Origin of the sequence: Streptomyces sp. NPDC057002, from assembly GCF_042673825.1 — a bacterium.
GTDB lineage: Bacteria > Actinomycetota > Actinomycetes > Streptomycetales > Streptomycetaceae > Streptomyces.
On record NZ_JBHURZ010000008.1, the window covers coordinates 130132 to 152756 of the forward strand.

Sequence of the window (22625 nt, forward strand, 5' to 3'; positions counted from 1 at the left end):
TGTCGCGGTGTGCGAAGAACGGAGGCCAAGGCGGACGCGGATACGTTCCCGAGGTGTCCCGGCGGAGCACCGCGGTCGCTCAGCGTGATCACCGGAGGCGCCCAACTGGGCGCATTTCCAAGGGGTGTCGAGGTTCCCCCGGACGGCCGAACACGTGCGGTCAGCATGGTCCGGGACCGCCGCGGACCGACATCACCGCCTGGCGTGTCAACTTCCAGCCATCGCCGTGTCGTTCGACGTAACCGAGTGCCCGCAGTTCGTACAGTCTCGCGATCGCGTCCTCCTGTGTGGTCTGCGCGCGGCGCGCGATCTCTTCCGGCCGGGCCGCCCGGCCCCCCGGCAGGCCGTCGAGCACCTGCCGGGCGGCGGGTTCGAGCAGATCCCGGGGCAGGACGGGGCCGCGCCGGTCCGGAGCCAGTTGTCCGATGTCGCCGACCAGCTCGACGACGTCCGCGGCGTCGGTGACCAGGGCCGCCTCGCCGCGCAGCAGTTCGTGCACTCCGGCGGAGAGTCCGCTGGTGGCCGGGCCCGGTACTCCCATCGTGTGACGGCCGAGGCGCTGTGCCGCCCGTGCCGTGACCAGGGAGCCGCTGCGGTGGGCGGCTTCCACGACCACGGTGCCGCGGGTCAGCGCCGCGATCACCCGGTTGCGCAGGATGAAGCGGCTCGGTGTCGGGTGATCGCCGGGCGGCAACTCGCCGATGACCAGGCCCTGTTCGGCGATTCGGCCGATGAGCTGGGTGTGTCCGCGCGGATAGGGGCGGTCGACGCCGCAGGCGAGGACGGCGACGGTGGCGCCGCCCGCGCCGAGGGCGCCGCGGTGGGCAGCGCCGTCGACTCCGTAGGCGCCGCCGGACACCACGACCCAGCCCTGCTCGGCGAGGCCGGCGGCGAGGGTGGCCGCCATGTGCGCCCCGTACTCGGTGCAGGCCCGGGCGCCGACGACGGCCACGGACTTCAGCGCCCACATCCGCAGACCGGCCCGCCCCCGCACCCACAGCCCGAGGGGCCGGGCATCCCCGAGATCGTCGAGCTGTCCCGGCCACTCCGGGTGCCCGGGGCACACGAACCGCACCCCGGACTTCCGGGCGACGGCGAGGTCCTCACGGGGCCGTGCCGTGTCGGCTCTGGCCAGCAGCCCCTGCCACCGCTTGCCGCTGACCCCGGGCAGGATCTGCCCGCCCTCCGCCAGCCTCCGAACCACCTCCCCGACCCCGAACTCCCGCACCCACCGCCCACCGACCTCGTCCCCGGGCTCGAGGACCCGGGTGAGGAACACCCGGGCGAGCAGTTCGTCGTCCGGTTCGCCGACGACGCTCACGTCAGCGCTCCGATGGCCATCGGGACGCCACGCGGCACACCGGTGCGCAGCTGGAGCGCGAGGGCGACGTCCGTCGCGTCGGGCCGGTCGTGGCCGACGAGATCGGCGACGGTCCAGGCCACCCGCAGGACGCGGTCCAGTCCGCGGGCGGTCAGGACACCCCGCTCCAGGTTCCGCTCGGCCTCGTCCATCGCGCCTGGCACCGCGTACCAGCGGCTGCGCAGCTCGCGGCCGGGTACCTCGCTGTTGGTGCGCCAGGGGGTACCGGCGAGGCGCTCCGTGGCCCGTTCCCGGGCCGCCCGTACCCGGTCGGCAACCGTCGCCGTGGACTCGCCCCGCGCGCCGATGGCGGTCAGCTCGGTGCGGGTGACGCGGTCCACCTCGACGCGCAGGTCGACCCGGTCGAGCAGCGGTCCGGAGAGCCTCGCCTGGTAGCGGCGGATCGCCGAGGGCGGGCATTCGCACAGGTCGTCACGCTGCGAGAACCGGCCGCACGGGCAGGGGTTGGCCGCGAGCACCATGAGGAACTTCGCCGGGAACCGCACGACTCCCGCGCTGCGCGCGATCACGACATGCCCCGCCTCCAGCGGCTGGCGCAGGGCGTCCAGGGCCTGGCTGTTGAACTCGGGGGTCTCGTCCAGGAAGAGGACCCCCCGATGGGACATCGACACCGCGCCGGGCCGCGCGATGCCCGGGCCACCGCCGACGAGTGCCTGCATCGTGGCCGAGTGATGCGGGGCGCAGTAGGGGGCGACGTCGATCAACGGCTTGCCCGGGGGCAGCAGGCCCGCCACCGAGTGCACCGCTGTGACCTCCAGCGACTCCTGTCGGCCGAGCAGGGGCAGGATGGTCGGCAGCCGCTCCGCGAGCATCGTCTTGCCCGCGCCGGGAGGCCCTTCGAGGAACAGGTGGTGCCCGCCCGCCGCGGCCACCTCCACCGCCGTGCGCGCCGAGGTCTGCCCGACGACGTCCGCGAGGTCGTGGCCGTGGTCGTGCTGGGCCGCTCCGACGCTGTGCATGCCCGTGGCCGCGCCCGTACCGGGCACACGCAGGCCGGCGAGGAGCGGGTCCGGGCGTCCCTGTTCGTCCGGCTCCTCGTCGGGCACGGGTTCGTCGGCCAGGATGGCGATCAGCTGCCGCAGGCTCCGGACGCCCAGCACCGACAGCCCGGGCACCAGGGACGCCTCGGCGGCGGCGCACTCCGGCACCACCACCTGCTCATACCCCGCGTCCGCCGCCGCCAGCACCGCCGGCAGCACCCCGCGGACCGGCCGGACCCGCCCGTCAAGCCCCAGTTCCCCGATCATCACGATGTCGGCGAGGACCCGGGGGTCGATGCGCTCCGCCGCGCCGAGGACCGCCGCGGCGACGGCCAGGTCGAAGCCGCTGCCGGACTTCGGGACGGAGGCCGGGCTCAGGCCCACCGTGAGTTTCTTCTGCGGCCAGGCCACGCCCGAGTTGACGACCGCGGCACGCACCCGGTCCTTGCTCTCCGTCAGGCTCTTGTCCGGCAGCCCCACCAGCGTGAACGCCGCGACACCCGGTTCGAGATCGGCCTGGACCTCGACGACCACACCCTCGACGCCCACCAGCGCCACCGAACACGTACGGGCGAATCCCATCAGGCCACCCCCCGCACATGCTCGACCACGGCCGCGCCGCGGTACGGCAGCAGCACGCCGACCACGTCGATGCGGACCCCGCCCGGCGGTGCGCCCCCGTGGCTCTGGATCCACCGCTCGGCGAGATCCCGCAGCCGCTCCGCCTTCTGCGGGGTCACGGCCGCCATCGGATGCTCGAAGGGACCCTCCCTGCGGGTCTTCACCTCGCAGACGACCAGGACGTCACCGTCCCTGGCCACGATGTCGATCTCACCCGTCCGGCCGGAGCGCCAGTTGCGCTCCACGACCGTCAGACCGGCCTCGGCCAGCCGCCGCGCGGCCAGGCTCTCGCCGTACTTGCCCATGGCGCTGCGCGCTCGATGTGCGTTCATGTCGGCACCACCTCCGGCGCCAACGATCACGCACCCGCCTCCACGAAGTGGATCTTGGTGGACGGCTCAGCGGTTGTGGAAAACTTCCTCACCCACCTGGGTGAACGTCACCGAACGTCACCCACTCGGCAGCTCGAGGTCGCTCTTGTTCAGCTCCTCGATGTTCACGTCCTTGAACGTGAGAACCCGAACCTGCTTCACGAACCGCGCCGGCCGGTACATGTCCCACACCCAGGCATCCGCCATGGACACCTCGAAGAACACCTCACCCTGGACCGAGTGCACCTGCATCTCGTAGTCGTTGGTCAGGTAGAAACGCCGCTCGGTCTCGATCACGTATTTGAACAGACCGACGACATCGCGGTACTCCCGGTAGAGCTTCAGCTCCATCTCGGTCTCGTACTTCTCGAGGTCCTCGGCGCTCATGGCATGTTCCCCTTCAGCCGTGCGATCCCACCATTGTGCGCCAGTCCTGTGAGCCTCTAGACGATTTCCGGGTCAAGGATCACGGGCCTGGCCGGGGGACCTTCGTCGAGCAGCGTACGCAGCAGCCCGGCGAGTCTGGTCGGATACACCGTCTCATGTGCCCGGGTCAGTTCCGGACACGTCCACCAGCGCGCTCCGGCGACACTGCGCCGCTCCAGCTCGGTCAGTCCGGCGGCGGCGATCTCCGTACGGTCCGTACGAGCCAGGTAGTACCACTCGTCCTGGTCCCAGCGGCGGCCCGCGAACGGGAACGAGCACTTCCGCCGCCACAGCACCGGGCCGAGCTCGACCTCGGTGATGCCCGTCTCCTCGGCGAGTTCCCGCAGGGCGGCCTGTTCACGGGTCTCGTCGCCCTCCACTCCGCCGCCGGGGGTGAACCACCAGTCGTCGGCCGGATCGTCCGGCTCGTGCCCGTGCAGCAGCAGGATGCGGTCCTGCGGGTCGAGCAGCACCACCCGGGCGACCTTGCGCAGCCCGCCCTCGTAGGAGTCCTGGCCCGCCCCCACGGCCTCAGCGGACACCCGCGGGCTCCGCACTGCCCCGCCGGGTACGGGCAGCTCCCGCGCGCTTGGCGATCGGGCCGTAGGCGCCCCCGCCCAGGACGAGCACGGCGCCGGCGATCACCGCGGCGGTTAGGGTCCGCAGCGGTCCGGGCGAGGAGAGGCCGCCGAGCGCCTCGAAGCCGGTCGGGCGCTCCAGCATGCCCTTCATGGGGTACACGACGGAGTCGACGCGGGCGTCGACGGCGGAGCGCGCCACCGTGCCACTGGCGGCGTCGGTCAGATGGGCGGTGGAGTCCACGGAGCTGCCGCGCTCGTCGCCGAGCAGGAACAGCCGCCCCTTGGGGACGGTCACGGTCGGGAAGTTGCTGATCTCGGCCGGCGAGCCCTTGGGCAGGTAGGGCTCGTCGATCTCCTTGCCGTTGACCTCGAGCCTGCCGTCCTGACAGCAGGAGACCGTGTCGCCGCCGATGGCGACCACGCGCTTGACCATCGGCGCGTTGGCCCAGGTCGCGTCCTTGAAGACGACGACATCGCCGCGGCGCACCTGATCGCCGTCGACACGCTGCGCGAGGATCCGGTCGCCCGCGTCGATCGTCGGCGTCATCGAACTGGTCGGCACGGTGTACGGCCGGTAGACCACCGCTCCCCAGGCGAACCCCCCGAGGAAAAGCACGAGGCCCAGCGCGACGGCCAGCCCGGACAACCGCTGTCCGGTCCGGCTGCCCACCGGGCCCGTACCTGTGCCACCGCTACGCGGGGCCGTGTGCGTCATGCTCTCGCCACCCATGGGTCCGCACCCTACCCGGGGGTACCAGCCGGGGTCAGCCCGCCGTCGGAATCATCGCTTCCGGCGCCACCACAGCACCACGGGCACCGCACCGGCGAGCGCCAGCCCTTGCGGCGCCACGGTCCAGCCGGCCGCGGCCGGCTGGGCGTTCAGACCGGACTGGTCGAAGGTGTCCGGCACCGGCAGGTTGTCCCAGCGGTTGATCGGCCAGGCGATGACGACGGCCCGTCCGACGACCTCCTTCACCGGGACCATGCCCTTGTGCCGGTCCGCCTGGTTGTAGCGGGAGTCCCGGGAGTTCTGCCGGTGGTCGCCCATGACCCAGATGGAGCCCTCGGGGACCTTCACCTTGAACTGGCCGCCCTGGTCGTCGACGCTGCACGGCGTGTTGCCCGGGTAGACGTAGGACCGCTCGTCCAGTGCCTTGCCGTTGACCGTCAGCGGGCCCGTGCCCTTGCACTCGATCGTGTCGCCGCCGACGCCGACGACCCGCTTGATGAGGTCCTTCTCCTCCGCGGACGGCATGAGGCCGATCCAGCTGAGGAACGTCTGCAGGGCGTTCGGATCCGTGGTCGGCTCGCCCGCCAGCCAGTTGTCGGGGTCGTGGAAGACGACGACCTCGCCGCGCTCGGGCTCGGAGCCGAACCAGGGGGTGAGCTTGTCGACCAGGACGCGGTCGCCCTGCTGGAGCGTGTTCTGCATCGAGTCGGACGGGATGGAGAACGCCTGCACCAGGAAGGTCTTGATCAGCAGCGCCAGCACCAGCGCGATGCCGATCAGGATGGGCAGCTCCTTCCAGAAGGAGCGTGCCTTCTTCGGCGTCCGGTTCGTACCGCCCGGCCCTTGGCCATCCGTTGTGCTGTGCGTGCCTGTCACCCTGTCGTCCTCGGCTGCCCCGGAGTCATTCCCGGAGGTCACGGCGCTGTCCGCGGCCGGGACGGCGGATTCCGCGGGGCGTCCGCGATGCTCCTCGCCGTCGTGTCCGGACCGTGCGCCGACCGCCACATCCCCCACGCCAACTCCTCACTCTGTGCCGCCGCCTGCCCCATACACGGCGCAGGCCCACCACTCCCATAACGAGCGGGAGTTCCGCAGGGGTCGGGAGCTGGATCGTTCCGTTCGAATCGTCGGAGGCAACCCTATGCGACAGCGGGGCGGCAGCGGTCGACCCGGTGGCCGAGTCGGACACGGAGGCGTAGGTATTCGGTTCCTCCAGCATGTTCCAGTGACCGAAGGGCCAGGCGATGACCATGGCGCGGCCCACGACCTCGTCCTCCGAGACCGTGCCCCCGTAGTCGGTGTCCTGGTGGGCGCGGGAGTCCGCGGAGTTGTTCCGGTGGTCGCCCATCACCCAGTACCGCCCCTGGGGGACCGTGATCTCGAACGGCGTGTCGGACGGGGCGTTGCCGGGGTACAGGTAGTCCTCGTTCAGCGGGATGCCGTTGACGGTCACGCGCCCTTGGGTGTCGCAGCACTTGACCTTGTCGCCGCCGACACCGACGACCCGCTTGATGAGGTCCTTCTCGTCCTCGGACGGCAGCAGGCCGATGAAGGTGAGCCCTTCCTTGACCTGCTTGATGACGACGGGGTCTTCCTTCGGCGTGGCGGTCTGGTCGTCCTGGAGCCAGCCGCCGGGGTCCTTGAAGACGACGACGTCCCCGCGCTGCGGCTCGGAGCCGAACCACGGGGTGAGCTTGTCGACCAGGACGCGGTCGCCGATCTGGATCGTCTGCTCCATGGAGCCCGACGGGATGACGAAGGCCTGGACGAGGAACGTCTTCAGCACGAGGGCTATGAGGACGGCGACGCCGACGAGGAGCGGTATCTCCTTGACGGCACCGCGCCTGCGGCGCCGCTTGACCTTGCGCTGGAGCTTGCGCCGCTCGGCGCGGGTACGTCCGCCGGACGGGCTGGCGGCGCGCCGGGCGCCGGTGGGCAGCAGGTTTTCCGCGGCGCTCGTGGCGACACCGCGCGGCTTGCCGCGGTTACCCATGGGCGCCCGCCCTACCGGCGGCGGGAGCGGGCACGCGCGCGTAGGCGTCCGGGCGCTGCAGCCGGGTGGCGTGGCCGAAGGGCCAGACGATCCAGTCGGCGCGGCCGATCACTTCGCCGACCGGGACCATGCCGCCGCCCGGGGAGCCGAGGTGGTCGCGGGAGTCGCTGGAGTCGCCGCGGTGGTCGCCGAGCACGAACAGGGCGCCGTCGGGCACCACGACGTCGAAGGGAACCGCGGAGGGGCTGTCCCCGGGGTACAGGAAGCCCGACTCGTCGACCGGCCGGCCGTTCACCTGGATCCTCCCCTTCTTGTCGCAGCAGACCACGCGGTCCGCCCCCACACCGACAACGCGCTTGATGTAGTCCGCGTGCCCGAAGTACCCCGTCCCGTCGAACACGACGATGTCTCCCCGCTGCGGCTGGGCACCGAAACGGTACGCCAACTTATTTACGAGAACCCGGTCCCCGATCCTCAATCCCCGCTCCATGGATCCGCTGGGGATCTGGAACGGCCGCAGCACGAACGTACTGAGCAGCAGCGAGAAAATCAGGCAGGCCAACAAGGTCAGAGTGATCCGGCCGCCCGGAACCCATGCACTGACACGCGACACCAACGCGAAACGCGACCGTTCCTCCGGCCCTCCTGGATCCGAGGTCTCCTCGGAGTCGGAAGGGCGGGAGGAGCGGTCGCGCTCCGTCTGCTGTGCTTCGGTGTCCATCGGAGCCAGATGTTATCCGGCCCCGACGTGAACCCCGGAGAGCGCTCAGTTCTCGCGCTTCTCCTTGATCTTCGCGGCCTTGCCGCGCAGCTCGCGCAGGTAGTACAGCTTGGCGCGGCGGACGTCACCCTTGGTGACGAGCTCGATCTTCTCGACGATCGGGGTGTGCACCGGGAAGGTGCGCTCGACGCCGACGGAGAAGGAGACCTTGCGGACCGTGAAGGTCTCGCGCACGCCGGAACCCTGGCGGCGGATCACAACGCCCTTGAACTGCTGCACACGGGAGCGGTTGCCCTCGATGACGCGGACGTGAACGTTGACGGTGTCACCCGGGCGGAAGGCGGGGACATCGCTGCGCAGCGACGCGGAGTCGACGGTGTCGAGCAGGTGAGACATTTCGTCTGCTTTCCTCGCTGATGCCACAGGTCATCAACGGAATCTAGGTGTTTCGGATCAGGGCTGTACGCGTCGGAACGGGCGTCATCTCCCCCTGTGGCAGGGGCGCACGCCGGACGGACGCACAACAGCGACCTATTGTTCCATGCCCTCGGTCCTGCGCCAAAATCGGCCGTACGGCTCCCCCGCGGGGTCCGGTGACCAGCCCAGGATGGACAGCATCTCGCGGTCCTTCTTGTCGAAGGCCTTGGGATCGCACCGCTCGATGAGGTCGGGCCGGTGGGCGGTCGTACGCTTCAGCGCCTCGTCCCGGCGCCAGCGCGCGATCTTGCCGTGGTGACCGCTGAGCAGCACCTCGGGGATGTCCCGGCCGCGCCACTCGGGCGGCTTGGTGTAGACGGGCCCCTCCAGCAGGTTCGCCATGGCACCGGGTGCGAAGGAGTCGTCCCGGTGGGACTCGGCGTTGCCCAGGACGCCCGGCAGCAGCCGCGCCACGGCCTCCGTGACGACCAGGACGGCCGCCTCGCCACCGGCGAGGACGTAGTCGCCGATTGACACCTCGTACACCGGCATCCGGGTCGCGTACTCGTCGACGACCCGCCGGTCGATGCCCTCGTAGCGGGCCGGCGTGAAGATCAGCCAGGGGCGCTCGGAGAGCTGGACGGCGAGTTCCTGGGTGAAGGGGCGCCCGCTGGGCGTGGGCACGATGAGGGCGGGCTCGCGGGAGCCGGTCTCGTAGCCGTCGGCCAGCACGGTGTCGAGCGCGTCCCCCCAGGGGTCGGTCTTCATCACCATGCCCGGGCCGCCGCCGTAGGGCGTGTCGTCGACGGTGTTGTGACGGTCGTAGGTCCAGGAACGCAGGTCGTGCACATGGACGTCGAGCCGGCCACGCGCGCGTGCCTTGCCGACGAGGGAGACGTTCAGCGGTTCCAGGTACTCGGGGAAGATCGTGACGACGTCGAGGCGCATTACGACTCGTCCCGGCTGGACGCGATCTCGGCGCGGTCGTCGATCAGGCCCGGCGGCGGGGTGATGACGGCCTTCTGCTCCTCGAGGTCGATCTCGGCGACGATCTCCTCGACGAAGGGGATCAGCACCTCGCTGCCGTCGGGGCGCTCCACGATGAACAGGTCCTGGGAGGGCAGGTGCGAGATCTCCGTGATCCGGCCGACCTCCGTACCGTCCGCGGTGACCACGTCGAGGTCGATGAGCTGGTGGTCGTAGTACTCGTCCTCGCCCTCGGGCAGTTCCTCCGGGTCGATCTCGGCGATCAGGAGGGTGTTGCGCAGGGCCTCGGCGCCGGTGCGGTCGCTGACGCCCTCGAAGCGCAGGAGGAGGCGGCCGCTGTGGACGCGGCCCGTCTCGATGGTGAGCGGTCCCGTGGTGGCGGGATCGGTGGCGAGTACGGCGCCGGGCGCGAGCCTGAGCTCCGGCTCGTCGGTACGGACCTCGACGGTGACCTCGCCCTTGATGCCATGGGCACGGCCGATCCGTGCGACTACCAGCTGCACGTGTCCAACTCTCCTGTCATACGACTGCGGGCCGGGGACGGCCCTCAGGCCCTCCCCGGCCCGAGCCGGTTGCGATAAGCGTCAGCGGACGTGGTCCACGTCGACGAGGTCGACGCGGACACCGCGACCGCCGATGGCGCCCACGACGGTACGCAGGGCGCGTGCGGTGCGGCCGTTGCGGCCGATCACCTTGCCGAGGTCGTCCGGGTGCACCCGGACCTCGAGCACTTGCCCGCGGCGCAGGTTGCGCGAGGCGACCTGCACATCGTCAGGGTTGTCGACGATGCCCTTCACGAGGTGCTCGAGAGCCTCCTCGAGCATGCTCAGGCCTCGGTCGACGCGGACTCGGCGGCCGCCTCGTCCTTCTTCTCAGCCTTCTTCTTCTGGGTGATCGCCTCACCCTTGCCCTCGTCGTCGCCACCGAGGGCCTCGAACGACGGGCGGGCCGACTTCTCGGCGGCCTGCAGCAGCGGAGCCGGGGCGGGCTCGCCCTTGTACTTCTGCCAGTCGCCGGTCTTCTTGAGGATGGCGAGCACGGGCTCGGTCGGCTGCGCGCCGACACCCAGCCAGTACGCCACACGCTCGGCGTCGACCTCGATCACCGACGGGTTGTACGTCGGGTGGTACTTGCCGATCTCCTCGATGGCCCGGCCGTCACGGCGGGTACGGGAGTCGGCGACGACGATGCGGTAGTGAGGCGAACGGATCTTGCCCAGACGCTTCAGCTTGATCTTGACTGCCACGGGAGTGGATTCTCCTGGATTTGACGTGGTTGGGCACGGCGAGAAGGCCGCGTGGGGTTGCGGTACCCGAGTGCCCGATGGACGCGTCAGCCGGAGGAGAGAGGGGTCCTGTGCGACTGTCGAGTACAGCTAGCCATTGTGCCACACCCCGCCGGGCGGCTTTGCCGGGGGTGCGCCGCTGCCCGGGCATGCCGGGCCGGCACCCGGCGCGGAGGTGAGGTACGTCGGGTGCACACCCCGGCAGCGCGTCTGGACCGGCAGCCACGAGATGCCGGTGCCGACGTCAGCCCGCCACCGCTCCCACGACGTCCGGGATACGGAACGGCTTGCCGCAGCCGCCGCAGACGATCGGCGCCTGGGCGAGTACGGACGGCACCACGCGTACGTTGCGACCGCAGTCGCAGACCGCCTTGACGCGTACGCCGCCGCCGGAGGAGCCATGGCGTGCGGCCGGGCCCCGGAAGGTGCGGGAGGTGTCGGAGGAGGTCGCGGCCGTGTGGGCCTTCAGGGCGCGCTGGAGGCGTTCCATCGTCGGGCGGTAGCGGCGCTTCGCCTCGGGGGTGAGCGTGACCAGGGAGAAACCGCTGCTGGGATGCGGTTCCTCGGGGTGGTCCAGGCCCAGCTCCTCGGCGATCGCGAGGAATCTGCGGTTGTGGTAGCGGCCGGCACGGGAGGTGTCGCGGACGCCGCGCGAGGCGGCGATGCCATGGACTGCCTCATGGAGCAGTCGCTCGAAGGAGAGCTCGTGACCGCACGCGGACGACGACTCCCCGATCAGGGACTCTGGCGCGGCAAGGTCGGGCAACTCGGGGTGGTACCGCTGAATATCGGCCCACGCCTGTGCCAGCTCTGCGGCGAGAACAGGTGGTGTCTGTGTCGTGCTCACGTAATGACAACGAGCCGGGGTGCCACAGTGTTCCGATTCCGGGCCATCCCAAATAATTTGCACGTACCCGTCAGTTGCCTCTGATGCGTCCTGACGAGGGCGCGTGCGCTGATCTGTGGAGAAGCCTCGCAGCTCACCACAAGGTGGTGCGTAGTTCCGCGTACGCACCGGCGCGTAGATCAGGTCCACGCGCCGGGGAGGCAGGGGTTCGCGCGTACGCAAGAGGCGTTTCGGCCGCCTTGCGTCCCGCTCAGTAAGCGCGTGCGACGACGGCGACGTTACCGGGTGCGTCGTCGGCGTCCGGCACCGCCCCGTCCTCGGTGACCAGACACCGTACGGTCGCCGCGTGATCGGCGAGCTTGGACTCGCCCTCCTCGCCGAGTACGGCCCAGGGGATGCGCGCCCAGCCGCCGGCGGTCGCCGCCTCTACGGCCTCCTCGAACGTGGAGACCTCGGTCGTACGGGACTCGCGGCGCTCGCGGGACTGCTTCAGCAGCAGGGCCTGGTCCTCCTCCAGGATCTTGGGCAGCAGCGACACCAGGGAGTCCAGGGAGACCGGCTCCTTGCCTCCCGGGATGCGGCGCGCCAGCATCGCCGTGCCGTTCTCCAGGTCACGCGGGCCGACCTCGATGCGCACCGGGACGCCCTTGAGCTCCCAGTCGACGGCGCGGCGGCCGAAGGGGGTGTCGGTGCGGTCGTCGACCTGGACGCGGACACCCGCCGCCTTCAGCCGGTCACCGAGCTCGCGGACCTTGGCCAGAACCGCGTCGTCGCCCTTGATCGCGAGCACCACGGCCTGGATCTGCGCGAGCCGCGGCGGGACGCGCAGGCCGTTGTCGTCGCCGTGCATCATCACCAGGGCACCGATCATGCGGGTGGTGGAACCCCAGGAGGTCTGCCAGACCAGCTCCTGCCGGCCGTCCTTGGACAGGTACCGGGTGTTGAAGGCCTTCGCGAAGTTCTGGCCCAGTTCATGGCTCGTGGCCATCTGGAGGGCCTTGCCGTCGCCCATCATGCCTTCGAGCGTGAGGGTGTTGACGGCGCCGGCGAACCGCTCCTTGACGGTCTTGCGGCCCGGGACGACGTCCATCGCGAGCACGTTCACCATGAAGTCCTCGTAGACCCGCCGGTGAATGTGGGCGGCGAAATCGCGCGCCTCCTCGTACGTGGCGTGCGCGGTGTGGCCCTCCTGCCAGAGGAACTCGGACGTGCGCAGGAACAGGCGGGGCCTGAGCTCCCAGCGCACGACGTTCGCCCACTGGTTGATGAGCAGCGGCAGGTCGCGGTAGCTCTGCACCCACTTCGAGAAGGAGGCGTTGATGATCATCTCGGAGGTGGGCCGGACCACGGCGGGCTCTTCGAGTTCCTTGCCGCCGCCGTGGGTGACCACGGCCAGTTCGGGCGCGAAGCCCTCGACGTGGTCCGCCTCCCTGGTCAGGTACGACTCGGGGATCAGCAGCGGGAAGTACGCGTTCTGGGTGCCCGTCTCCTTGATGCGGGCGTCCATCTCGGACTGCATCCGCTCCCACAACCCGTACCCGTACGGTCGGATGACCATGGTGCCGCGCACCGGACCGTTGTCGGCGAGTTCCGCCTTGGTGATCAAGTCCTGGTACCAGCGCGGGAAATCGTCCGCCTGGGAGGTGAGAACGGGTGCCTTGGCCATGGCGAGATCGTACGGGCCCAAGTTGCCGGAATGTGAAATCTCGCCATAGGCACATGACAACTCACATGCCCGGGCGCATTCCACTGGACGACAGGTCGAGGGGGGAGTTTCCTGGCATACGGGGGTAGTGCGAGCGCACTGTCACGGGGGCCATGGAATCGGGCAAGAGGCAACTCTCGGCGGATTGGGGCGCTTACTTATGACACCTACGCTCGTGCGGCAGCACCTGCCTCACGCGGGGGCCGTACCCCGCGTGGACCTGCGTGCACGCGCGCGTGACTGGTCCGAGATCCAGGAGCGGATGCTCGTTCCGCTCTACGAGGCCGTACACGAGCGACTGGACGTGGGTCCCGCCACGCGGCTGCTCGGCCTCGGCTGCGGTTCCGGGCTCGCCCTGCTGATGGCCGCCGCCCGGGGAGCGGCGGTCACCGGTGTCGACTCCTCCCCCGAAAGAATGACCTTCGCGCGGGAGCGGCTGCGGCCCGAGACGTGGGGCACGCGCGCGCGTGCGGAGGCCCGGCTGGTCGAGGGCTCGCCCCGGGACGCGGCGGTGCCGGGTGCTCCCGCGTACACCCTGGTGACCGCTTTCGAACCGATCGGGTGCCTGGCGGGCGACTCGGAGGGGATGAGCGGGCTGCTCGCCGATGCGACGCCGCTCGCCGAGCGCGGTGCGGCCGTGGTGCTGGCCGGCTGGGGCCCGCCGGAGCGGTGCGCCACGACGTCCGTGCTGCGGGTGGCCACGAAGCTGGCGGAGCCGCTGCGCAACACCGGCAGCTGGCGTCCCGCCCTCCGCGACGACCTGGAGGACGTCGCCCAGCGGGCAGGGCTCAAACCGGACGGGTCCGGGCGGGTGGCGTGCCCCTTCGGCTACGCGGACGTGGACAGCGCGGTACGCGGGCTCAAGTCGACAGGGCTGTTCGACGCGGCGATGACCGCGACCGACCAGGTGCAGGTCGACAAGGAGCTGACCGAGGCACTGCATCCCCACCAGCGACAGGACGGGACCGTGTGGATGCCCAATGTTTTCCGGTATCTGATCGCTCGGGTCCCATAAAGATCGGACTTTGTCCGGTGCAGGTGTGAATGGCGTGAAGAAAGCATGGTGCGGTGCTTCTGCCGCCATCAAGTGGATCATGACCGCTTAATCTGATCCACCACTCGGGGGATCTACACATCTGCATACAGGAGCTGCTTTGCCGCACCACAAGACCGCGCTGCGTCTCGTCGCGCCCGTCGCCGTCCTCGCTCTGACGCTCACCGCCTGCGGTGGCGGCGACGACAACGCCGACGCGAAGAGCCCGGCCACCGAGAAGGCCAAGGTCTACCCTTCGCCGGAGCCGACGTCCGGCGGCGAGATGGAGAGCGGCGAGAGCGCCACGGGCACGGTCGAGGAGGACCCGGGCAAGGTCACCTACGAGATCCTGGCGCAGAAGGTTGACGTGGGCACCGAGGCCGAGGCCGCCAAGGCCGTCTCGGAGCCGGACAAGGTCAAGGGCAAGGTGCTGGCCACCGCGTACCTGAAGTACACGCACAAGAGCGGCCCCGCCCTCACCGACGGTTCCGACGTGCACGACAGCACCACGGTCTCCGCCGACGGGCAGCGCGGCACCGTCCTCATCGGCGCCTCCGAGGACGCCGCCGGCTGCGAGGACCCGTACGACGTCGACAGCTGGAAGCAGGGCGAGAGCCACGTCTTCTGCGAGACCTACGTGATCCCGGCCGATGCCAAGAGCATCGAGGTCAACTGGTCCGAGGAGGACGGCGAGCCCTACGTCTGGAAGTTCCCCAGCGCCTGACCCGCGGCCCGCTGACAGAGCACTGAGGGCGCCCCCTTCGGAAAGAAAGGGGGCGCCCTCGGTGTCGTGCGAAATGGGGTCGTCAGCCCATGAACTTCTTGAACTCGTCGGGGAGTTCGAAGTCCTTGGCGCCCTGCTGCGGCAGTCCGAAGGCGCTGCCGCCCTCGGCGGCGGCCCGGCGGGCGGCCTCCTCCTGCTCCTGCTGCTTGCGCTTCATCGGGTTGCCGGAGCGCTGCTTGCCCTTGGCCTGCTTCTGCTTCTTCTTCGTCCGGCCGGGGCCGCCGCCCATGCCCGGCATGCCGGGCATCCCGGGCATGCCGCCGCCCTGGGCCATGCGGGACATCATCTTGCGGGCCTCGAAGAACCGCTCGACCAGGTTCTTCACCGCGCTGACGTCGACACCGGAACCACGCGCGATACGGGCACGGCGCGAGCCGTTGATGATCGTCGGCTCCTGGCGCTCGGCCGGGGTCATCGACTTGATGATGGCGGCCGTACGGTCGACGTCCCGCTCGTCCAGGTTCTGGATCTGGTCCTTCATCTGGCCCATGCCCGGGAGCATGCCGAGCAGCTTGGAGATGGAGCCCATCTTCCTGACCTGCTCCATCTGGGCCAGGAAGTCGTCCAGGGTGAAGTCCTGGCCCTTCTTGGACGCCAGCTTGGAGGCCATTTTCTCGGCCTCTTCCTGGCTGAACGTCTTCTCCGCCTGCTCGATCAGGGTGAGCAGGTCACCCATGTCGAGGATGCGGGAGGCCATCCGGTCAGGGTGGAAGGCGTCGAAGTCGTCGAGCTTCTCGCCGTTCGACGCGAACATGATCGGCTTGCCGGTGATCTGCCGGATCGACAGGGCCGCACCACCACGGGCGTCACCGTCGAGCTTGGAGAGGACCACACCGTCGAAGCCGACGCCGTCGCGGAAGGCCTCGGCGGTGTTGACCGCGTCCTGGCCGATCATCGCGTCGACGACGAACAGGATCTCGTCGGGGCTGACCGCGTCCCTGATGTCAGCGGCCTGCTGCATCATCTCCTGGTCGATGCCGAGGCGGCCGGCGGTGTCCACGATCACGATGTCGTGGACCTTGGACTTGGCGTGCTCGACGGAGTCCTTGGCGACCTTGACCGGGTCGCCGACGCCGTTGCCCGGCTCCGGCGCGTAGATGCCGACGCCCGCGCGCTCGGCGACGACGCTGAGCTGGTTCACGGCGTTCGGGCGCTGGAGGTCACAGGCGACCAGCAGCGGCGAGTGGCCCTGCTCCTTCAGCCAGCGGCCGAGCTTGCCCGCGAGGGTGGTCTTACCGGCACCCTGCAGACCCGCCAGCATGATCACGGTGGGCGGCTGCTTGGCGAAGCGCAGGCGCCGGGTCTCGCCTCCGAGGATGGTGACGAGTTCCTCGTTGACGATCTTGAGGACCTGCTGGGCGGGGTTCAGCGCCTTGCTGACCTCGGCACCGAGGGCGCGCTCCTTGACGTTCTTGATGAACGTCCGGACGACCGGCAGCGCCACGTCCGCCTCGAGGAGCGCGATCCGGATGTCCCGGGCCGTGGCGTCGATGTCCGCTTCGCTGAGACGCCCCTTGCCGCGCAGGTTCTTGAAGGTCGCTGAGAGGCGATCGGAAAGAGTATCGAACACGGCGCTCGCGGTCCTCAGGGTTGGTGGCTACAGGGAATCGCCCTCCAGGGTATCCCGGCGTGACAAGTCGCCGGGTCGGCCTCACCCACGCAGAGTCTCCTCCAGCTTCCGAGCCACCGACACCGCCTCGTCCCCGGGCAGGGGCGCGCCCTCCGGGCCGGTCACGTAGAAGGCGTCCACGGCGTTGGCGCCGAGCGTCGAGACATGCGCGCTGCGCACCCGTACGCTCGCGTCCTCCAGGGCGCGGCCGATGCGGAACAGCAGGCCCGGGGCGTCCTGGGAGCGTACCTCGATCACCGTGGCCAGCCGGGAGGCGGCCGGGTGGACGGAGACCCGGGGCGGCGGGGCGATCACGCCCCGGCGGCGCGGATAGGCCGCGTCCCGTTCGGCGAGGCGGCCGGCGATGTCCAGGGAGCCGTCCAGGGCACGGACGAGGTCAGCGCGCAGCCGGGCGGCCTGCGGCAGCGAGCCGTACTCGGCGGCGACCCGCCAGTCCAGCAGCAGCACGGAGCCGTCGACGCCGTCCGGGAGGGTCAGGGAGCGCAGTTCCGCCGTGCGCACGGTCAGCCGGTGCATGGCGAGGACACCGGCCACGGCGGGCAGAACGCCCGGCTGGTCGGGGACGGCGATGAGAAGTTCCACACCCAGCGGCTCGGGGTCGCCGGACGGCTCCTGCCCGGCGGGCGGCTCGGTCTGTGCCCGCAGGGCGAGGACCGGACTGCCGGTCGCGGCCGCCTCGAGGGCGAGCCGCTCCTGCTCGGCCGTCGGCGCGCCCTCCTCGGGGTCGTCCGGGGCGTCCCCGGCGAGCACCGCCGAGACCCGCTTGACGAGGTCGGCGACGAGCGAGCCGCGCCAGGACGACCAGGCGGCCGGTCCGGTGGCCAGGGCATCGGCCTCGGTGAGCGCGTGCAGCAGTTCCAGGGTGCCCTGGGAGCCGACGGCCTCGGCGACGGAGCGCACGGTGGCCGGGTCCTCCAGGTCACGCCGGGTGGCCGTCTCGACCAGGAGCAGATGGTGCCGTACGAGGGTGGCGACGACCGTCACGTCGTGGCGGTCGAAGCCGATGCGGGCGGCCACGTCCTTGGCGATGATCTCGCCGGCCACCGAGTGGTCGCCGGGCCAGCCCTTGCCGATGTCGTGCAGCAGCGCGGCGACCAGCAGCAGGTCGGGGCGGCTGACCCGGCGGGTGAACTCGGAGGCCTGTACGGCGGTCTCGATGAGGTGCCGGTCGACGGTCCACAGGTGCACGGCGTTGCGCTGCGGGCGACAGCGCACCCGCTCCCAGTCGGGCAGCAGCCGGGTGATCAGCCCCTCGGCCTCCAGCGCCTCCCAGACCTCGACGGTCGGGCGGCCGGAGCCGAGCAGGGTCACGAGCTGTTCGCGTGCCTCGGCGGGCCAGGGCGTGGGAACCGGGCGCCCGGCGGCGGCCATGCGCCGTACGGCGTGCAGGGAGAGCGGGAGTCCGGCCTGCGCGGCGGCCGCAGCGGCGCGCAGCGGCAGCACCGGGTCGCGCTCGGGGCGTGCGGCACGGGCGAGCACCACCTCGCCGTCCTGCTCCACCACCCCCTCGGCCAGCGGAGACCGCTCCGCCACGGGCTTCCCACCGCCCAGCATGGCGCGCAGCCGGGGCCGCACGGCGCGTGACCGCAGCACGCGCCCCACCTCGCGCCAGGTGACATCACTGGCGTACGAGACGAGCCGTGCCGCCTCGTACACCTGCCGCAGCAGCGTGTCGGCGTCGAGCAGGCCGAGCTCGGCGGCCACCTGATCCTGCTCCTGGAGGGCGAGCCGGTCGGTCGCACGCCCGGTGGCCAGGTGCAGGGCGTCCCGGACATCGAGGAGCCGGCGCCGGGCGTCGGCGAGGCCCTCGCGCGGGGCGTCGGCGAGCCAGGAGGCGGCGACGGCGCGCAGGGCGGTGGCGTCGCGCAGCCCGCCCCGGGCCTCCTTCAGATCGGGTTCCAGCAGGTACTGCAGCTCGCCTTGGCGCTCGGCGCGCTCGGCGCACAGTTCCTGGAGTTCGGGGAGGCGTTTCGGCGCCTGGTTGCGCCAGTCGGCCAGCACGGCCGTGCGCAGTCCGGCGGTGAGGCCCAGGTCGCCGGCGATGTGCCGGGCGTCCAGGAGGCCGAGCTGCACCTTGAGGTCCTCGCCGGCCGTCTTGCGTGCCTCGGCGGGCGTGCGGACGGAGTGGTCGAGGTCAAGGCCCAGGTCCCACACGGGGTACCAGAGCCGGTCGGCGAGGGCGGCGACCGCCTTGGTGTCGCTGCCGTCGTGCAGCAGGAGCAGGTCGAGGTCGCTGCGCGGGGACAGCTCGCCGCGTCCGTAGCCGCCGACGGCGACCAGGGAGGCCCCGCGCAGTCCCTCCGCGCCCGCGGCGAACAGGCCGGTGAGCCAGTCGTCCGTCAGTTCGGCCAGGGCCGCACGGCGCGGCGGCCCGGACCGCGTCTCCTCGGTGAGGAGACGCAGCCGGGCCGCCGCGTAGCCGCTGGGTCCCGAGTCCTCTGCTTCTTTGTGCACGTCCGTACCCGTCACCCAGCGACTCCTGTTCTGTTCGCCTGCCTCAGAGCGCGTCGGGGCCGCGCTCGCCGGTCCGGACCCGTACGGCCGTCTCGACCGGGATGGACCAGACCTTGCCGTCACCGATCTTGCCGGTGCGGGCGGCCTTGACCACGACATCGATCAGCTGCTCGGCGTCGTCGTCCTCGACCAGGACCTCGATGCGGATCTTGGGGACCAGGTCGACGGTGTACTCGGCACCGCGGTAGACCTCGGTGTGGCCCCGCTGACGACCGTAGCCGCTGGCCTCGGTGACCGTCAGACCGTGTACTCCGAAGGCCTGCAGGGCTTCCTTGATCTCGTCGAGCCGGTGCGGCTTCACGACGGCGGTGATGAGCTTCATGCGTCCACCTTCTTGCTCGCGGCTGCGGCGACCGGGGCCGTGACGGCCGTCTTGGCGGAACCGCCACCGGCGCCGCTGAAGTCGTATGCGGTCTCGGCGTGCTCGGCCTGGTCGATGCCGGCGACTTCCTCGTCCTCGGAGACCCGCATACCGATGGTCTTGTGGAGGACGAAGGCGAGGATCGCGGAGACGATCAGGGAGTAGGCGAGCACACCGCCGACACCGGCGAGCTGCTTCCACAGCTGGTCGAACTTGTGGTCGCCGTACAGCACGCCCGTGGCGTCGGACTGGCCCTTACCGCTGGCGAAGAAGCCGATCAGGATGGAGCCGACCACACCACCGACGAGGTGGACACCCACGACGTCGAGCGAGTCGTCGTAGCCGAACTTGTACTTCAGGCCCACCGCCATGGCGCACAGGACACCGGCGATGGCACCGACGGCGATCGCGCCCATCGGAGTGACCGCACCACCGGCGGGGGTGATGGCGACCAGACCCGCGACCGCGCCGGAGGCGGCGCCCAGCGTGGTGAACGCGCCGTGGCGGATCTTCTCGTAGGCGAGCCAGGCCAGCATGGCGGCGGCGGTGGCGACCTGCGTGTTGACGAACATCAGGGAGCCGACGCCGTCGTCGTTGCCGAGCCACGAGCCGGCGTTGAAGCCGAACCAGCCGAACCACAGCAGACCGGCGCCGAGCATGACCAGCGGGAGGCTGTGCGGACGCATCGGGTCCCTCTTGAACCCGGAGCGCTTGCCGATGACGAGGATCACGCCGAGCGCCGCGGCACCCGCGTTGATGTGGACCGCCGTACCACCGGCGAAGTCGATCACGCCCATGTCGAAGGCCCAGCCGCCCTCACCCCAGACCCAGTGGGCGACGGGGAAGTAGACGATCGTGGCCCACAGCGCGATGAACAGCGCCCAGGCGGAGAACTTCACGCGGTCCGCGAGAGCACCGCTGATCAGGGCGGGCGTGATGATCGCGAACATCAGCTGGAAGACCATGAAGGCCAGGAGCGGGATGTTGTACGTGCCCCACAGCTCGCCCTTGTCGACCCCGGTGAGGCCGACCCAGTCCGAGTTCCAGCCGATGAGGCTCCCGGAGTCGGTGCCGAACGCCATGGAGAAGCCGTACAGCACCCACAGGATGGTGACGATCCCGAGGCTGATGAAACTCATCATCAGCATGTTCAGGGTGCTCTTGACGCGGACCATGCCTCCGTAGAAGAAGGCCAGACCCGGGGTCATGAGCATCACCAGGGCGGAACAGATGAGCATGAACCCTGTGTTGGCGGCAGACAGCTTGGGTGCCTCTGCGGCAAGGGTGATGGCTGGTGCCATCGGCGTCTCCTCGTCGTTGGTACGGCCCCGTGCGGGCGAAGCCTCGAGCGGATCGAGGGGTGGGCCGGTTATGCGCCACGACATTGGCGCAGCGCGGTTTCGGTGGAAGCCCCTCGTTGTTTCGCGGCCGTGACGAAGGCGCGTTCTGTGTTACGCGTCGATGAACTGCCGGATTGCGGTCGCGCCGATCGTTATCGTGGCGCAACCTTCGGTCCCCGCTGTCCTCAGGACACAGGCCGGCCGCGGCCGGCCTTCCGATGACCTGGCATGGGGGAGCCGAGTCGGGCAGTTCGGGAGGGCCGGCCGCGGCCGGGGTTCAGGGGTCTCGGAGGGTGGCGGTCAGACCGCCTCCGCGGTCTCGGGCAGCTCGGCGGCGAGCCGCTCGGTGAGGTCGACCACCTCGCCGAGGTCGCCGAAGTCCCGGGCGGCCGTGTCGACCGTCTTTCGGATACGAGTGTTGACCCGCTCGGAGCGGACCTTCTTGGCGACCTGCATGGCCTGGGTGGCGAAGACCGTGCTCTGCTCGGCCTCGCGCTGGAGGAGGTGCACGGTGGCCATGCCGATCAGGTTGAGCGCGTACGACCGCTGGTGCTCGCCGTCCTCGGCGAACAGCTGCACGGCCCGCTCCATCAGGGGCTCGGCCAGCGAGGCGTAGGTCGGGCTGCGGCCGGCGACATAGGCCAGGTCGCGGTACGAGTGGGAGTTCTCGCCGTACAGCTCGGCCTCGGAGAAGAAGCGGATCCAGTCGGGGTCCGGCTCGTCCCACTCGCCGGCGTCGGCGAAGGTGTCCTCGGCCATCCGGACCGCCCGCTTGCACTTGCCGGGCTGTCCCATGTTGGCGTAGGCGCGGGCCTCCATCGCATACAGCATCGACTGGGTGCGCGGGCTCGCGCAGTCGCGGCTGCCGTACTGCGCGAGATGGATCAGCTCCAGCGCGTCGTCGGGCCGTCCGAGGTGGATCATCTGCCGGCTCATGCTGGACAGCACATAGGAGCCGAGGGGCCGGTCACCGGCCTCCTTCGCGGCGTGCAGCGCGAGGACGAAGTACTTCTGCGCGGTCGGCTGCAGCCCGATGTCGTACGACATCCAGCCGGCCAGCTCGGCGAGTTCGGCGGCGACCTTGAACAGCCGCCGGGTGGTGGCCTCGGGCTGGGGCTCCTGGAGCAGGTCCGTCACCTCGTGCAGCTGGCCGACGACCGCCTTACGGCGCAGGCCGCCGCCGCACTGGGCGTCCCACTGCCGGAACATCACGGTCGTGGACTCCAGGAGGTCCAGCTCCGGCTTGGAGAGCCGGCCCCGGGCGCGCCCGGCGGAGCCGGGCTCGGGCTCCGGCCGCTGGGCCGGGGGCGAGGGGACGAGCCAGCGCTGCATGGGCTCGATGAGGGCCGGGCCCGCAGACAGAGCCAGCGAGCTCCCGAGGAAGCCGCGCCGCGCCAGCATCAGGTCGCTGCGCGAGAACTCGCTGAGCAGGGCCACGGTCTGCGGGCCCGTCCAGGGCAGGTCGACGCCGGTCGCGGACGGTGACTGGCGCGCGGTGCGCAGCCCCAGGTCCTCGGCGGAGACGACGACACCGAAACGCTCCGAGAACAGCTCGGACAGGATCCTGGGGATCGGCTCGCGGGGGTTCTCGCCGTCGAGCCAGCGGCGGACGCGCGAGGTGTCCGTGGAGATGTGGTTGGCGCCCAGCTGGCGTGCCCGGCGGTTGACCTGGCGGGCGAGCTCGCCCTTGGACCAGCCGCTGCGCACGAACCAGGAGGTGAGCAGCTCGTTCGGGCGCTTGTCAGCATGCGTCGCGTTCGTTCCGCTTCCGCCGTTGCCGCTCACTGGAACGCCCCCATCCCTGAGACCACTTGTCGCCGAGTGCGCCAAGCCCTATCAGCATGCCGCTTCGTACGGCCGTCCGTCCGGTCCTTGTCACCCATCGAACGGAATACCGACTTGCCTCCGGCATACCCAC

23 protein-coding genes are annotated in these 22625 nt (G+C 70.5%); 2 read left to right on the plus strand and 21 right to left on the minus strand.

Annotated features, from left to right (window positions below; genetic code table 11):
• Window positions 1-160: 160 nt before the first annotated feature.
• The 16 genes from dprA to proS all read right to left on the minus strand — a co-directional run bounded on the left by dprA (window position 161) and on the right by proS (window position 13006).
• A complete protein-coding gene (gene dprA, locus ACFT32_RS33780; protein ID WP_382496881.1) occupies window positions 161-1321 on the minus strand; it encodes a DNA-processing protein DprA in 1161 nt (386 codons plus the stop codon).
• Complete coding sequence (locus tag ACFT32_RS33785; protein ID WP_382496883.1) at window positions 1318-2943, minus strand: YifB family Mg chelatase-like AAA ATPase; 1626 nt, start codon at window positions 2941-2943, stop codon at window positions 1318-1320. Before ACFT32_RS33785 ends, dprA begins: the two co-directional genes overlap by 4 nt.
• Window positions 2943-3344, minus strand: coding sequence for a YraN family protein (locus ACFT32_RS33790; protein ID WP_382496884.1), 402 nt, complete (start codon window positions 3342-3344; stop codon window positions 2943-2945). Before ACFT32_RS33790 ends, ACFT32_RS33785 begins: the two co-directional genes overlap by 1 nt.
• Window positions 3345-3431: 87 nt before the next feature.
• Entirely contained in the window at window positions 3432-3740 is a 309-nt protein-coding gene (locus ACFT32_RS33795) for a DUF2469 domain-containing protein (RefSeq protein ID WP_003993268.1), read from the minus strand.
• Window positions 3741-3796: 56 nt separating this feature from the next.
• A complete protein-coding gene (locus tag ACFT32_RS33800; protein WP_382496886.1) occupies window positions 3797-4321 on the minus strand; it encodes an NUDIX hydrolase in 525 nt (174 codons plus the stop codon).
• A complete protein-coding gene (lepB, locus tag ACFT32_RS33805; protein ID WP_382496888.1) occupies window positions 4311-5090 on the minus strand; it encodes a signal peptidase I in 780 nt (259 codons plus the stop codon). The genes ACFT32_RS33800 and lepB (ACFT32_RS33805) overlap by 11 nt, the downstream gene beginning before the upstream one ends.
• Window positions 5091-5141: 51 nt before the next feature.
• A complete protein-coding gene (gene lepB / locus ACFT32_RS33810) occupies window positions 5142-6104 on the minus strand; it encodes a signal peptidase I (protein WP_382496890.1) in 963 nt (320 codons plus the stop codon).
• On the minus strand, window positions 5992-7083 hold the full coding sequence (lepB, locus tag ACFT32_RS33815) for a signal peptidase I (protein WP_382496892.1): 1092 nt from the start codon (window positions 7081-7083) through the stop codon (window positions 5992-5994). Before lepB (ACFT32_RS33815) ends, lepB (ACFT32_RS33810) begins: the two co-directional genes overlap by 113 nt.
• Window positions 7076-7804, minus strand: a complete 729-nt coding sequence (gene lepB, locus ACFT32_RS33820) for a signal peptidase I (RefSeq protein ID WP_382496895.1) — start codon at window positions 7802-7804, stop codon at window positions 7076-7078. The genes lepB (ACFT32_RS33815) and lepB (ACFT32_RS33820) overlap by 8 nt, the downstream gene beginning before the upstream one ends.
• 45 nt (window positions 7805-7849) lie before the next feature.
• Window positions 7850-8200: a 50S ribosomal protein L19 gene (rplS, locus tag ACFT32_RS33825; RefSeq protein WP_030852073.1), complete on the minus strand. Its 351-nt coding sequence runs from the start codon at window positions 8198-8200 to the stop codon at window positions 7850-7852.
• A gap of 135 nt (window positions 8201-8335) precedes the next feature.
• A complete protein-coding gene (gene trmD / locus ACFT32_RS33830; protein ID WP_382496897.1) occupies window positions 8336-9169 on the minus strand; it encodes a tRNA (guanosine(37)-N1)-methyltransferase TrmD in 834 nt (277 codons plus the stop codon).
• Window positions 9169-9711, minus strand: a complete 543-nt coding sequence (gene rimM / locus ACFT32_RS33835) for a ribosome maturation factor RimM (protein ID WP_382496900.1) — start codon at window positions 9709-9711, stop codon at window positions 9169-9171. Before rimM ends, trmD begins: the two co-directional genes overlap by 1 nt.
• Window positions 9712-9792: 81 nt before the next feature.
• Window positions 9793-10032 (minus strand): RNA-binding protein, encoded by a 240-nt coding sequence (locus tag ACFT32_RS33840; protein ID WP_115744409.1) that lies wholly within the window; start codon window positions 10030-10032, stop codon window positions 9793-9795.
• 2 nt (window positions 10033-10034) lie between these two features.
• Window positions 10035-10454 carry a 30S ribosomal protein S16 gene (rpsP, locus tag ACFT32_RS33845; RefSeq protein ID WP_382496902.1) on the minus strand — a complete coding sequence of 140 codons (420 nt, stop codon included), beginning with the start codon at window positions 10452-10454 and terminating at the stop codon, window positions 10035-10037.
• Between the two features lie 283 nt (window positions 10455-10737).
• The gene (locus ACFT32_RS33850; protein WP_086560051.1) at window positions 10738-11340 is read right to left on the minus strand and encodes a hypothetical protein; all 603 of its coding nucleotides are present in this window, start codon (window positions 11338-11340) and stop codon (window positions 10738-10740) included.
• Between the two features lie 250 nt (window positions 11341-11590).
• Window positions 11591-13006: a proline--tRNA ligase gene (proS, locus tag ACFT32_RS33855; protein ID WP_382496906.1), complete on the minus strand. Its 1416-nt coding sequence runs from the start codon at window positions 13004-13006 to the stop codon at window positions 11591-11593.
• Window positions 13007-13205: 199 nt separating this feature from the next.
• Between proS and ACFT32_RS33860 the strand changes: the two genes are divergently transcribed.
• A complete protein-coding gene (locus tag ACFT32_RS33860) occupies window positions 13206-14060 on the plus strand; it encodes a methyltransferase domain-containing protein (RefSeq protein ID WP_382496908.1) in 855 nt (284 codons plus the stop codon).
• Window positions 14061-14199: 139 nt separating this feature from the next.
• Window positions 14200-14802, plus strand: a complete 603-nt coding sequence (locus ACFT32_RS33865) for a hypothetical protein (protein WP_382496909.1) — start codon at window positions 14200-14202, stop codon at window positions 14800-14802.
• Between the two features lie 82 nt (window positions 14803-14884).
• On the opposite strand, the gene ffh is transcribed toward ACFT32_RS33865, so the two are convergent.
• The 5 genes from ffh to ACFT32_RS33890 form a co-directional block, all read right to left on the minus strand.
• On the minus strand, window positions 14885-16432 hold the full coding sequence (ffh, locus tag ACFT32_RS33870; protein ID WP_382496911.1) for a signal recognition particle protein: 1548 nt from the start codon (window positions 16430-16432) through the stop codon (window positions 14885-14887).
• Between the two features lie 81 nt (window positions 16433-16513).
• The gene (locus ACFT32_RS33875) at window positions 16514-18961 is read right to left on the minus strand and encodes a [protein-PII] uridylyltransferase (protein ID WP_382496912.1); all 2448 of its coding nucleotides are present in this window, start codon (window positions 18959-18961) and stop codon (window positions 16514-16516) included.
• Between the two features lie 28 nt (window positions 18962-18989).
• Window positions 18990-19328: a P-II family nitrogen regulator gene (locus tag ACFT32_RS33880; protein ID WP_030231663.1), complete on the minus strand. Its 339-nt coding sequence runs from the start codon at window positions 19326-19328 to the stop codon at window positions 18990-18992.
• Window positions 19325-20668: an ammonium transporter gene (locus tag ACFT32_RS33885; RefSeq protein ID WP_382496915.1), complete on the minus strand. Its 1344-nt coding sequence runs from the start codon at window positions 20666-20668 to the stop codon at window positions 19325-19327. The genes ACFT32_RS33880 and ACFT32_RS33885 overlap by 4 nt, the downstream gene beginning before the upstream one ends.
• A 339-nt stretch (window positions 20669-21007) precedes the next feature.
• On the minus strand, window positions 21008-22492 hold the full coding sequence (locus ACFT32_RS33890) for a hypothetical protein (protein WP_382496917.1): 1485 nt from the start codon (window positions 22490-22492) through the stop codon (window positions 21008-21010).
• Window positions 22493-22625: the final 133 nt, after the last annotated feature.